The 12,429-nt window shown below is 44.6% G+C and carries 14 protein-coding genes and 2 pseudogenes; 15 read left to right on the plus strand and 1 reads right to left on the minus strand.

Annotated features, from left to right (window positions below):
• Positions 1–3: 3 nt before the first annotated feature.
• Positions 4–2,013 (minus strand): LXG family T7SS effector deoxyribonuclease toxin YeeF, encoded by a 2,010-nt coding sequence (gene yeeF, locus MKX71_RS03715; protein WP_339231752.1) that lies wholly within the window; start codon positions 2,011–2,013, stop codon positions 4–6.
• A gap of 210 nt (positions 2,014–2,223) precedes the next feature.
• Between yeeF and MKX71_RS03720 the strand changes: the two genes are divergently transcribed.
• The 15 genes and pseudogenes from MKX71_RS03720 (at position 2,224) to MKX71_RS03790 (ending at position 12,413) form a co-directional block, all read left to right on the plus strand.
• Positions 2,224–3,231: a hypothetical protein gene (locus MKX71_RS03720; protein ID WP_044052609.1), complete on the plus strand. Its 1,008-nt coding sequence runs from the start codon at positions 2,224–2,226 to the stop codon at positions 3,229–3,231.
• A gap of 212 nt (positions 3,232–3,443) precedes the next feature.
• Positions 3,444–3,881, plus strand: a complete 438-nt coding sequence (locus tag MKX71_RS03725; protein ID WP_015252628.1) for a hypothetical protein — start codon at positions 3,444–3,446, stop codon at positions 3,879–3,881.
• Positions 3,882–4,076: 195 nt separating this feature from the next.
• A complete protein-coding gene (locus tag MKX71_RS03730; protein WP_339231753.1) occupies positions 4,077–5,237 on the plus strand; it encodes a lysozyme inhibitor LprI family protein in 1,161 nt (386 codons plus the stop codon).
• A gap of 147 nt (positions 5,238–5,384) precedes the next feature.
• Positions 5,385–6,515, plus strand: a complete 1,131-nt coding sequence (rapH, locus tag MKX71_RS03735) for a response regulator aspartate phosphatase RapH (RefSeq protein ID WP_181216867.1) — start codon at positions 5,385–5,387, stop codon at positions 6,513–6,515.
• Positions 6,505–6,678: a phosphatase RapH inhibitor gene (locus MKX71_RS03740; protein ID WP_181216868.1), complete on the plus strand. Its 174-nt coding sequence runs from the start codon at positions 6,505–6,507 to the stop codon at positions 6,676–6,678. Before rapH ends, MKX71_RS03740 begins: the two co-directional genes overlap by 11 nt.
• A gap of 159 nt (positions 6,679–6,837) precedes the next feature.
• Positions 6,838–7,557 (plus strand): YebC/PmpR family DNA-binding transcriptional regulator, encoded by a 720-nt coding sequence (locus MKX71_RS03745; protein WP_003242611.1) that lies wholly within the window; start codon positions 6,838–6,840, stop codon positions 7,555–7,557.
• A gap of 133 nt (positions 7,558–7,690) precedes the next feature.
• Positions 7,691–8,128 (plus strand): spore coat protein YeeK, encoded by a 438-nt coding sequence (gene yeeK / locus MKX71_RS03750; protein ID WP_042978011.1) that lies wholly within the window; start codon positions 7,691–7,693, stop codon positions 8,126–8,128.
• Between the two features lie 114 nt (positions 8,129–8,242).
• Positions 8,243–8,827, plus strand: a complete 585-nt coding sequence (locus MKX71_RS03755; RefSeq protein ID WP_015715467.1) for a TetR/AcrR family transcriptional regulator — start codon at positions 8,243–8,245, stop codon at positions 8,825–8,827.
• A 78-nt stretch (positions 8,828–8,905) separates the two neighbouring features.
• Positions 8,906–9,349 carry a nuclear transport factor 2 family protein gene (locus MKX71_RS03760; protein ID WP_038427500.1) on the plus strand — a complete coding sequence of 148 codons (444 nt, stop codon included), beginning with the start codon at positions 8,906–8,908 and terminating at the stop codon, positions 9,347–9,349.
• A pseudogene (locus tag MKX71_RS03765) lies at positions 9,346–10,211 on the plus strand (NAD-dependent epimerase/dehydratase family protein); the annotation flags it as partial. The gene MKX71_RS03760 and the pseudogene MKX71_RS03765, both read left to right, overlap by 4 nt.
• A 129-nt stretch (positions 10,212–10,340) precedes the next feature.
• Positions 10,341–10,589, plus strand: a complete 249-nt coding sequence (gene cotJA, locus MKX71_RS03770; RefSeq protein ID WP_003219489.1) for a spore coat-associated protein CotJA — start codon at positions 10,341–10,343, stop codon at positions 10,587–10,589.
• Entirely contained in the window at positions 10,573–10,836 is a 264-nt protein-coding gene (gene cotJB / locus MKX71_RS03775; protein WP_003219491.1) for a spore coat protein CotJB, read from the plus strand. Before cotJA ends, cotJB begins: the two co-directional genes overlap by 17 nt.
• Positions 10,837–10,850: 14 nt before the next feature.
• The gene (cotJC, locus tag MKX71_RS03780; protein ID WP_003233850.1) at positions 10,851–11,420 is read left to right on the plus strand and encodes a spore coat protein CotJC; all 570 of its coding nucleotides are present in this window, start codon (positions 10,851–10,853) and stop codon (positions 11,418–11,420) included.
• A gap of 124 nt (positions 11,421–11,544) precedes the next feature.
• On the plus strand, positions 11,545–12,087 hold the full coding sequence (locus tag MKX71_RS03785) for a GNAT family N-acetyltransferase (protein ID WP_041851212.1): 543 nt from the start codon (positions 11,545–11,547) through the stop codon (positions 12,085–12,087).
• Positions 12,084–12,413, plus strand: a pseudogene (locus MKX71_RS03790) (YesK-like family protein). Before MKX71_RS03785 ends, MKX71_RS03790 begins: the two are co-directional and overlap by 4 nt.
• Positions 12,414–12,429: the final 16 nt, after the last annotated feature.

Consider the following 12,429-nt stretch of genomic DNA (forward strand, 5'->3'; position numbering starts at 1 on the left):
ATCTCAACCTCCGGATTGATTCTTTAATGTTACTTTTTCGAAATCAGCATCTCCAATTCTGTACTTAACGATGAATTTGTCTGGTCTTAGTGAATCACCTTTATATATGGCTTTTATATTAACGTTAACTTTTTGCGGTGGTTCTTCTTTAAGAGCCTTTGCCCATTCTTGCTCCATTTCATACCATCTGCCACCGCTCCTATTAATCTGAGAATTCATCGGCACGATATTGTCGAACTGGCCTGAGCCTTTGAATTGGGTGGCGATTAAATGGCCTCCGTCATCGTCAGGCTTTCGGTCCTGAGGCTTTCCAGCATTCGTCTGTGCATATTGGTTTCGTTTTGCTTCTCCCAGCTGCAAGTCTGCTTTGACACTTGTAATTCTACCATAGTTGTCAGTCGTGTATGTGTAGCCTTCTTTTGTTTTGTAGATGATATTGGGCTTCAGCACTTTCTTTCTGCTCCATCTTGCGAAATGCTCGCCGTATTTGACGGTTACCGGCGGTACATGTGGCGCTGGAGTTCGTCTTCCGCTTGATGACGTTCCGTATGGTTTCGGAAGGATGACCTTGGCGAATTTTTGCAGTCCCTCTTTAAGTGTGACCCCGTTGACTGCGTTGTAAGGAACGCCTGCCGGCACTAAATCGTGACGGGGATGATAGGGGAGAATATCCGCAAGTGTGAGATCTCCGATTTGATTTAACTTGGTTTTGACGTGTTTTTTTGATACTTCAATGCCTGTGTTTACTTTTTGTTTGATGTGATCAACGGTTTGTTTTGAGACTGTTATGGCTTTTTGGGCTGTTGCAGATTTGCTTGCTGTTGTTTTGACTTTGGCCGTCACTTTGGCTGCTGTGCCTGTTTTAGAGACGGCGCCAACACCTTTTGTGCCGACAATTGATGTGACAACAGTGCCAACCGCATATGACACCCATCTTGCTCGTGAGTAGGTGTTACCATTCACCATGTCTTTTTGGTACGATTCTTCGATTGCCGCTGAAATGGCTTCATACGTTTTGATCGGGTGAGCCACAGCTCCTGTAATGGCTTCAACGGTTCCGCCCGGATCTGTGACCATATCCCACAGGCCTACGACCGCGTCTTTCCCGGAATCATAAAGGCCGACGGCGACCCCTTTGAAGCCTGCTTCAAGCTCACGCGTGTTTTCAATTTGGGTGAAGTATCTTTGCTGTTCCGCTGTCAGATTTTTATAGCCGATCGTTTTTGCCATTTCGTAGAATTCATCGGCATCCGCATAATCGTAGTTTTTCAGTCTTTCTTTTAATTTTTCAATCTCGCGTTCCTTCGCTTCCTCTTTCTTAATCTTCAAGTAAGCCTCAGTCCGCTTTTCAATGTCGCCTTTTTTCTTATGTATGTCACTCTCACGGTACGCCTTGGCGTTGTAGTGGATGGGTGTGGCGTTTTTGCCTTTACCCGTTGCTTCTTGGAGCTTTTGGAAGTCGGATTTGATGAATTGTTCGTTTGGTTCAGACAGGGCGTATTCTGTTTTCAGGTCTTCGTCCAAGGCGTCCAATTTTTCCAGTGTTTTTTTGCGTTTGTCGTTGGCATCGGCCAGCTCGTCTTTGAAGGTTTCTGTTGAAAACAGGTCGAGCGGGAGGATGTCGTCGATATCGTTTAGGATGTCTTTCATCGCTTTTTTCTGTTCGGACATGATGGATTTTGATTTTTTATTGGCATTTGCCAGTTCGTGCTCCAGGAAGGATTCTTCGATGTATGCGTCTGAGAGGCCTTTGTCTTCGGCGGCTCCGGCGATGCTGTTGAAAAATGCGATTTTCATGTCGATGTAGTCGATCCACTGGTCGGCGACGCCGACGTGGTCGTGATAGAATGCCTTGATGTTGCTGGCGCCTTTTCCTGAGAATTCACTGTCACTGAGATCAGCGACTCCTTTTAACGCTTTTCTCAAGTTGACCATTTGCGTTCTTAGTTCTTTGTACTCTTTTGCACGGTCTGTCGCTTCCGAAAGCAGTGTTTTCGCTTCAAATACTTTCATGACCATTTCCCTTCTTTTGTTCACTCAATATCAAAATTTTACCACGGGGCGGGATAAGGGTGGGGGTGAGAACGTGTTTTGGTGGAAAAATGAGTCATTAGGCATGTGTCTTTATTCGTGGAGGGATTGGCGGAAACATCCTCGAAGTGTATTGTCGCTACACATTTTTTGGAAGTTTGTATTCTATATTGTTATTTAAGGAGCATGTTGATGAAGAAAAAACGGTTTACATTTGGTTTATTAGGGTTAATGGTATGCGTCATACTGTTTGTTCAGTTACTCAATAAAGATAGTATTCCTGTCCAATCTTCCTCCATTCACTCCGAAGAAGACCGGATCTTTTTTATCTACTCCAATCCTTTCATAAAAGAAAGCGTGCTGCTTTCAACCTCAACAGGCGAACGGTTTAACAGGCGTACGTTTAAGGTGGCGGATGTTCCTTATATTCAAACGAAATCTTATGCATCAACAGACCTTGTATTATTGGCGGAACACGAGCCTTTTTACTACACGCTGGAGAAGGATGCGATCAAAGAGCATCCGCTTTCAGATCCATTTGCGTTTTGGCATGAGGGGAAGGATGTCTCTGTTAAGGCCTATAATGTTGATACGACGGGAAATGAGATCCACATAAACGACAGAAAAACGAAAAAGGAATATACCCTTACCTTGCCTTCGCTTGTCACGATGGGGGCCAGTGATGAGAACTATATTTATATCATTCAAAGCATGTCTATTTACGTGATTGATAGAAAAACAGAGGAAATGATTGAGACCCTGAGTTTAGCCTCGTACGCTGATCAATTCGTAGAATCGGAGGAATTTATTGTTGCGAGCTCGGAGCATGAATTGACTGTGATTGAAAAAGGGACATGGAAGACGACATATATTGCGTATCCTGAAGATCTTGAATATGCAGATACTGTGTATTATGACAAAGAAAGCGGCAGTTTTTATGTGACGTACGAGGACAAAGAGGGTGAGGCGAACTTGCTGAAGTATGGGAAGGAATTTTCCTTTCATACATATAGTTTGAATTTCCCTTATATGGAAGCGGAGTTTAAGGCGAATCTATTGTATATTGTCGCCCAGGAAGAGCATAAAAAGGGCATCGGCGGGTATGTGGGTGTGTTTGATATCCATTCTAAGAAGATGCTTTATCAGTTTGATTTGCCTGAGGAACAGGTGAAGGTGCAGGATTTTGTTGTGGTTGATTAGACTTCATAGCTATAATCTTGAATCAACTCATATGTAACGAGGTGAGTAAATTACAAATGTCCTTTTGCTTAATAATAGAATTTATTAAAACTTCAGATTGAAAGCATTTACTAGGAATATAATTTGAAAATATATTTTAATTCTAGTTTTTATGGTTTATAATGTATGTAAGTCCTGTATTTTACAATTTTAATTGATGGAGGTATTTGATAATGAAAAGAGTAAACCACTTGATGACACTAGTTCTTGCAGGTGTAATGGCATTTGGACTAGTATTCATTGGATCAGGTCAATCGGCTAAGGCTGTTAGTAAAACTACGAGTTTTACTTTTCATGCAACTGTAGAATCAAAATCTTATATTCACACATCAGAAAACTATAAGAATGTTTATACTACAGTTGAAATGGGGAGAACAGGAACTTGGGAAAGTGCTGCTTATTGCAAATTATATTTGCAACGTTATACAAATGGTTCTTGGAAAACAATTGATACAGCTTCTGGAAATGCATCATACGGTAAAAAACTAAATGTTACATTCACAAATATTGCAAAAAAATCTGCATCGACTAGAGTGAAACTAAAACTTTATAATAATTGGGATCATTCAGACTATATGCAAACAGTATATTCTAGTAAATGGACTAGATGAAGAAAAAGCTCTCCTTTTTAAGAAGGAGAGCTTTTTTTGTTATATTATGATTCCTTAGTTACCATTTTGATTCTCTGCTAAGGTTTATTTAAATATATTGTTCTATAGTCTAGGTATTTGATTTTAGATTTGCAAACCTACAAAAACTATGAAATAAGAAAGCTACCATGAGAGAGCAGAAGGGTGAGAGAGACAATGAGTTATAAATTAGGTGCGATGCTTTTATTGATACTATTCCTATTATCGGCGTGTTCTAATAGCGGAGCTTCTGATAAGGATCAGGAAAAGCAAGCTGTGAAGAAAGCGAGCGTTGCGAAGCTGACAGAGCAGGAAGTAAAATCAGCTTTGAAAAACGATATTGATTCGATCTTCAACGCATTTGATAAAGCGGGAACAGAAAACGGCTGGAGCACAGCGAATAAGGCTGATTTCAGCAAGTTGCGGCCTAGTGTGCTGCCTTATGCAACGGAGACGTTTGCAGATCAGACTTTAAAGAATTTGGCTGGAGAGTACTATTGTGAGTGTGATGCTCCTTTTCAACCCGGCACTGATTTTGATGTGCGTTTTACCTATGAACAGAACAAGAATAAGATAGAGGCTTCATCAATAGATCCGGCAACAGAATTAAACAACATGGGCACGTTATGGACGTTTGAATTGGTGAAGGAAGATGGCGATTGGAAGATCAACAAATGGGACAGCAAGTCGCTTCAAGGGGATGATATCAAGCTGACAAAAGAAGAAGCGAAAACAATTCTGTCTAGAAACGGTGAAACGGCGGAATTTGTGAAGTCCTATGAATCGAAGGCTGACGGCGGAACAGCTTATCTTTTCAATGTGAAAAGTCCAAATGGGGAAAGACAGGCGGCGATCAGCTCAAAGGATACCAGTATAGTGAGTGATAATGAAGACGAGACTGAGGCTCCGGAGCAAGAAAAAGTTCAAACGGCTGAGGAAACCGAGTCATCAGATAACGCGGATACACAGAGCAGTGAGCAGGAAAAGGGAAACACAAAAGCAGATTATGCTGCCAAATTGTCAGCGACAGAACAGAAAGAAAAGCACAATGACTATCAAAGTGATTATCAGATGATTGAGGATTACGGTTACAATTATCAAATGTGGGACGGATTGCTGAACGAGATATACGGCGTGCTGCAAAAGCAGCTTTCTGCCCCAGACATGGCGGCATTAAAAGTGAAACAGCGCCAATGGATAAAGGATAGGGATGCTGCGGCCCAGAAACGATATGATGAGGAGGGCGGCGGTTCATTATCCCGAGTCGTCCAAACAGAAGAGCTTGCCAAACAGACGAAAGAGCGCTGTTACGAGCTGGTGGATACGTATATGAAATAAGATTGACATGGACCCTTGCATAAAGGGTTCTTTTTTACGAAGAAAAACAAATTGACAGGATGAAAAAACAATTTCTTCCTTCTGTATTGTTTTCAAAATTTGGGATTGATAGAATATGACATATCTCATAGAGAAGGAGGGAAGCCGTTGAGTCAAGCCATACCGTCTTCACGTGTTGGTGTTAAGATTAATGAATGGTATAAAATGATTCGCCAGTTCAGTGTTCCGGATGCTGAGGTTCTGAAAGCGGAGGTTGAGCAGGACATTCAGCAGATGGAAGAAGACCAGGATTTACTGATCTATTATTCTCTGATGTGTTTTCGTCACCAGCTGATGCTGGATTATTTGGAGCCGGGACAAACATACGGGAATCGCCCTACAGTGACAGAGCTTCTTGAAACGATTGAGACCCCTCAGAAAAAACTCACAGGCCTTTTGAAATACTACTCTTTGTTTTTCCGCGGCATGTATGAATTTGACCAAAAAGAATATGTGGAAGCGATCGGGTATTATCGCGAGGCGGAGAAAGAACTGCCGTTTGTGTCAGATGAAATTGAGAAAGCGGAATTCCATTTTAAAGTGGCCGAAGCGTATTATCACATGAAGCAAACCCATGTGTCGATGCATCATATTCTTCAAGCCTTAGACATTTATCAAAAAAATCCCCTATACAGCATTAGAACGATACAAAGCTTGTTTGTGATCGCCGGCAACTATGATGATTTCAAACATTATGATAAAGCGCTCCCGCATTTAGAGACGGCGCTGGAATTGGCAATGGACATTCAAAATGACAGGTTTATCGCCATTTCTCTATTGAACATCGCGAACAGCTATGACAGATCAGGAGACGATCAGATGGCTGTAGAACATTTCCAAAAAGCGGCGAAAGTAAGCAGAGAGAAAGTGCCTGATCTGCTTCCGAAAGTCTTGTTTGGATTATGCTGGACATTATGTAAAGCGGGCCAAACACAGAAGGCGTTTCAGTTCATAGAGGAAGGATTAGACCATATCACAGCACGTTCTCACAAATTTTATAAAGAATTGTTTCTGTTCTTGCAGGCCGTGTACAAGGAGACTGTTGATGAACGAAAAATTCATGATCTTTTAAGCTACTTCGAAAAAAAGAACCTGCACGCGTACATTGAAGCATGTGCCCGGAGTGCTGCCGCTGTTTTTGAAAGCAGCTGTCACTTTGAACAAGCCGCTGCGTTTTATCGGAAAGTGCTGAAAGCCCAAGAAGATATTCTAAAAGGAGAGTGTTTATATGCCTATTAAGAAAAAAGTGATGATGTCCCTGGCTGTTACTCTAGTTTTGGGAAGCATGTCGTTTCCATTCCTGGCAAACTCCGGCGGATTTAAGGAATCAACAGATCGAAATACGACGTATATCGATCATTCCCCTTACAAACTTAGTGATCAGAAGAAAGCCCTTAGCTAGGGCTTTTTCTTGCTTTACGGAAGACGTTCCATTTTCCACATCGCGGCATTCCTTCTATTTCTAACGCAAGACACTCGAAACAACCAAACCATTTGAGGTATAATGGATAAAGTGAATAACAGTATTTAGATTGATATATATGAAAGAGAGTGGAACATCATGGGCCGTAAGTGGAACAATATTAAAGAGAAGAAGGCGTCTAAGGACGCAAATACGAGTCGGATTTATGCGAAGTTTGGCCGTGAGATTTATGTGGCGGCGAAACAGGGCGAGCCTGATCCGGAATCCAACCAGGCGCTGAAGGTTGTGCTTGAGCGTGCGAAGACTTACAGCGTGCCGAAAAACATCATTGAACGTGCGATCGAGAAGGCGAAGGGCGGAGCGGAAGAGAATTACGATGAGCTTCGTTATGAGGGCTTCGGGCCGAACGGATCAATGATTATCGTTGATGCGCTGACGAATAATGTAAACCGTACGGCGCCGGAAGTGCGTGCGGCGTTCGGGAAAAACGGCGGAAACATGGGTGTGAGCGGATCTGTTGCTTACATGTTTGACGCGACGGCTGTAATCGGTGTGGAAGGCAAAACTGCTGACGAAGCGCTTGAAATCCTGATGGAAGCGGATGTTGATGTACGTGACATTTTAGAAGAGGATGACAGCGCGATCGTGTATGCCGAGCCTGATCAATTCCATGCGGTGCAAGAGGCGTTTAAAAACGCGGGTGTCGAGGAATTTACAGTAGCGGAGCTGACAATGCTTGCGCAAAGTGAAGTAACGCTTCCGGATGATGCAAAGGAACAGTTTGAAAAATTGATTGATGCATTAGAAGATTTGGAAGATGTTCAGCAGGTATATCATAACGTTGATTTAGGTGAGTAAGGAGTGAGCAGGCTGTTATGGCCTGCTTTTTTTGTCCCGGAAATTGTTTTAGCTGTATGTAGGCGGCCGCCTATACGATCTATAAGATATTCTCATACTCTGGACTGTAACCTATGTGAAGGAGAGAGTGAATATGACTGATACAAGACATATGTATGGCGGACCTGGTTTTGGTCATTATCAGGGCTTTGGTATTGGCCACCCGGGCTATGGCATGCAAAGCACAGGCTATCCGGGCTATGGCATGTATGGAGGCCACCCGGGCTATGGCATGCAAGGCTACCCAGATCACGGCATACATGGAGGAGTCGGCGGCTATCCGGGATATGGTGGGTACGGCGGTTACCCAAGCGGCGGCTATGGAGGCTCTCCGGGAACTGTAAGTTATCCGAACATGCACCATGAAAATGATGGCCATCACCACTATTATCACCATCATCATGATGGAAAAGATAATCTTCATCACCATCATCACCATGTTGGAAAGGATAATCATCACCATCATCATGATGGTCATTATGGCCACCATCACCACCATATGGGCCACTGGGGAAAAGACGGTTATAAATAAAGAAGATGATGGTATAAAGAGGACACTCTTGCAGATCAAGAGTGTTTTTTTAGCTTTTTTCTTGACTGTTCAGTCTGGAAACTGGTAACCTTTGTTTCAGGAGGTGATCGTTTTTTGGGGAGGAATAAAGAATTTGATACGGCGCTTGTTCTTCACAGGGCGATAGAGGTCTTCGGAGAGTATGGCTACGAAGGAACGTCTCTTCAGGATCTGCTCTCTCATTTAGGCATTGCGCGCCAGAGCTTGTATGATACGTATGGCACGAAGCGTGATTTGTTTTTGTCCGCTGTGAAAACGTATCTTGAAGGGAAAAACACTGCCGTTATGGAAAGGCTTGAAGCGCCAGGATCTGTAAAGGAAGCCATTCGTGATATTTTTCAAGAAGGTGTCAATGCTCTGAGGGACCCTGAACGGGCGAAGGCGTGCTATATCATTAACAGCGCGATTGAACAGATTCCGCATGACCCTGAGCTTGCCCTGTATTTTGAAAGACAATCCAAGCAGCTTGAGGACGCTTTTTATCAGGCGCTTTTAAGAGCGAAGGACCAAGGAGAATTGAATGGCGAAGATACTGATATATCTGCGCTTGCCCGGTACCTGAATCAAAGCAGGCTGTCTCTGACATTTGTTGCGAAAGTGACGGCTGATATGGATCGGCTTCAGGACCATGTTGACGTGAGTTTATCAGTGCTTGATTAACATGTGGTAAAGGATTCTTTGCCCATGTATGTATTTTTCGGACTGAATAGTCTAGAAATAAAAATGAGGTGATGATGAATGTTGATGAATGAATTTGAAAAAGCATGTGAAACATTGAGAAAGTTTATGGCTTATATGCTTGAGAAGGACATGAAGAGCTGGACGGAGCTTTGGGATGAGAATGCTGTATTTGAGTTCCCTTATGCGCCGGAGGGATCACCAAAAAGAATAGAAGGAAAAGCGGCCATTTACGATTATATTAAGGATTATCCTAAGCAGATCCATCTTTCTTCATTTACCACTCCGACAGTGTACCGTTCAGCAGACTCGAATACGGTGATTGCGGAGTTTCAATGTGACGGCCATGTGATTGAGACTGGACTGCCTTATCGCCAAAGCTATATCAGTGTCATCGAAACGAGAGACGGCCGCATTGTGCGTTATAGGGATTATTGGAATCCGCTTGTTGTAAAAGAGGCCTTTGGAGGATCATTTTTGCAAACAGAGGAGAGTGGGAAATGATGAAACAGAATCCGATTTTAATCACGGGCGGGACTGGCACAGTCGGCAGCCGAATCGCCAGCCGTTTAATAAAGCTGGGATACAGAGTGCGTATTGCAAGCCGAAAAAAGGGCGCGCTTGCAAGCGCGGAGTATGTGTATTTTGATTGGAAGGATGCCTCCAGTTTTACGCCTGCTCTAGAACAGGTAAAAGACATCTATCTTGTTGCTCCGGTTGGTGTACTTGATCCGGCTCCCTATGTGCTTCCCTTTTTAAAGGAAGCAAAGCGTCTCGGCGCAAAGCGGGTAGTGATGCAAAGTGCGTCTGTTGTCTCCGAGAACGGTCCCGTGTTTGGCGCGCTTCACCAGGCAGTGCGCGAGTTTCCAGAATGGACGGTGCTGCGGCCCTCATACTTTATGCAAAATTTCATCAATGTCCAGCACCGCATGTCTATTCAAACGGAGGGGCGCATCACAACGGCTTCGGGTGAAGGAAAACTTGGGTTTATTGACGCTGATGACATCGCAGAAACAGCCGTCAGGGCTTTGATTGATGATGTTCCTCATCAAACACATCATATTCTGACAGGTCCCGAGGCGCTGAGCTATGCCGAAGCGGCGGAGATCATTGGAGCTGCGGCGGGACGCCGGGTGGAGCATGTCAGCATTTCTCGTTCCGAGCTGCAGCATAAAATGGAGGCAGGAGGTTTGCCCGCGGATTATGCCCATTTTATGGCGAAGCTTGATGAGGCAATCAGCCATGGTGCGGAACATCGGGTAACGGATACAGTGAAGCATGTGACGGGAAAAGAACCTCGTTCGCTGTCAGAGTTTGCGGCTGCTCATGCTGCATATTGGAAACACTGACCTCATTTTGGACTGAATAGTCTAGAAAGACCTTCGGCGCTTCCGAAGGTCTTCTTATTGAAAAAGCTAAGTCGTGTTTTAGTCATAATCATGCCTCCTGCCTCATACCTATTAAGGTCATTGTTTTTGAGAAAGGAGGAGCCGGAATGAAGGATATGCAGCCGTTTACGCCTGTCAAATCATATACGCCCTTTCACAGCCGTTTTGATCCCTGTCCGCCCATAGGGAAGAAATATTACAGAACGCCCCCTAACCTTTATATGACCTTTCAGCCTGAGCATATGGAGCAGTTTTCGCCGATGGAGGCTTTGAGGAAAGGCACCCTTTGGAAGGATCTCTATGATTTTTATGAAAACCCTTATCGAGGGGGAGACGCACATGGCAAAAAAGGTTGACGCCGAATATTATCGTCAGCTAGAGCAAATACAGGCTGCTGATTTTGTGCTTGTTGAGCTGAGTCTTTATTTAAATACACATCCTCATGATGAAGATGCGTTGAAGCAATTCAATCAATATTCCGGCTATTCAAGGCACTTAAAAAGACAGTTCGAATCCTCTTACGGACCGCTTCTGCAGTTCGGCAACAGCCCCGCGGGCAAGGATTGGGATTGGGGAAAAGGGCCATGGCCGTGGCAAGTATAAGGAGGAATGCCTGAATGTGGGTGTATGAAAAGAAGCTGCAATACCCTGTCAAGGTCAGTACGTGCAACCCGACGCTGGCGAAGTATTTGATTGAACAGTATGGCGGAGCGGACGGCGAGCTGGCCGCGGCTCTCCGGTATTTGAACCAGCGTTATACGATTCCTGATAAGGTCATCGGCCTTTTAACAGATATCGGCACGGAGGAGTTTGCCCATTTGGAAATGATTGCGACCATGGTCTATAAGTTAACGAAAGACGCCACACCGGAGCAGCTGCGTGAAGCCGGGCTTGGCGATCATTACGTCAATCACGACAGCGCGCTTTTTTATCATAATGCGGCGGGCGTGCCGTTTACCGCGAGCTATATCCAAGCGAAGGGCGATCCGATTGCCGATTTATACGAAGATATTGCCGCAGAAGAAAAGGCGCGGGCGACGTATCAATGGCTGATTGATATTTCGGATGATCCTGATTTAAACGATTCTCTGCGTTTTTTGCGTGAGCGTGAAATCGTACACTCTATGCGCTTCAGAGAAGCGGTTGAAATTTTAAAAGAAGAACGGGATAAAAAGAAGATTTTCTAATAGGCAGATTGGCCTCTCTTTCATACACCCTTTTACATACAGAGAAAATGGTCTGTTTTTGCAGTTTGGTCTGCATTATAATCAAGGTGTGTGTGCAAGCTTACTTTTTGATTGGGAGGCCTTTATGTCAGCTTTTAAGATTGAGAACGAAACGATTGCAGATGGATTTTACGCGTGTCCGGCCGTCTATGAGGATGCAGAATCGATTACCGGGTTGCTCGTCCGAACAGCTGAATGGCTCCGGGATCGGGGTTCTAACCAATGGAGCGGACTTCTGAAAGGGCAAGATATACATGATATTACGGGGTCAATTGAAAAGGGACATGTGTTTGTGTTTAAAAAAGATGATGAGCTTGCGGCTGTCGTGATGCTGCTGCCTGAACCGAGCGAGTGGGACCGGACGCTTTGGGGAGACGATGGGCATGAGGAGTCCATTTATTTACACCGCCTCGCAGTAAGCCGCCGGTTTGCGGGACAGGGGCTTGGAGCCCGCGTCCTTCAGTGGGCGGAGACGGGCATACACTTTCCGGAAAAAACGCGGATCCGGCTTGACTGTGTCGCTGATAGTGACGCCCTGCATTCCTTTTATCGGCGTATGGGATATGAATTCATGGGTGCTGATGCGTCCGGATATCATTTGTTTGAGAAAGAGATTACGGCAGAATAAGCGTCCTTTGCAGGGGGCTTTTTTGTCTTTTTCTAAAAGGGAGGGCAGGCGATGTGTGGGCAATATTATTTGTGACAGGGATCGTGACGGCATGTCTGTTTGCTGGCGTATCCGTTTTGATGCGGATGAGATTTCCTGACAAAAGTCGGCCGGAATGGATGTTGGCCGGGCTGATCGTCCTTGGTGTGTTTCTGATCTGGTAGAGCCTCGTGTATGTACGCGGCTGGGAAGGGGCTGCGCTCGGAATGCTTGGATTCAATGTCATTTTCGGAGCCATTGCCGGATATTTGATCGATAAGGCCATCCGGCGTTACAGGAAAAGATAAGGCTGCTGCCGTCTCT

Source organism: Bacillus sp. FSL M8-0071 (genome assembly GCF_037975455.1).
GTDB lineage: Bacteria > Bacillota > Bacilli > Bacillales > Bacillaceae > Bacillus > Bacillus subtilis.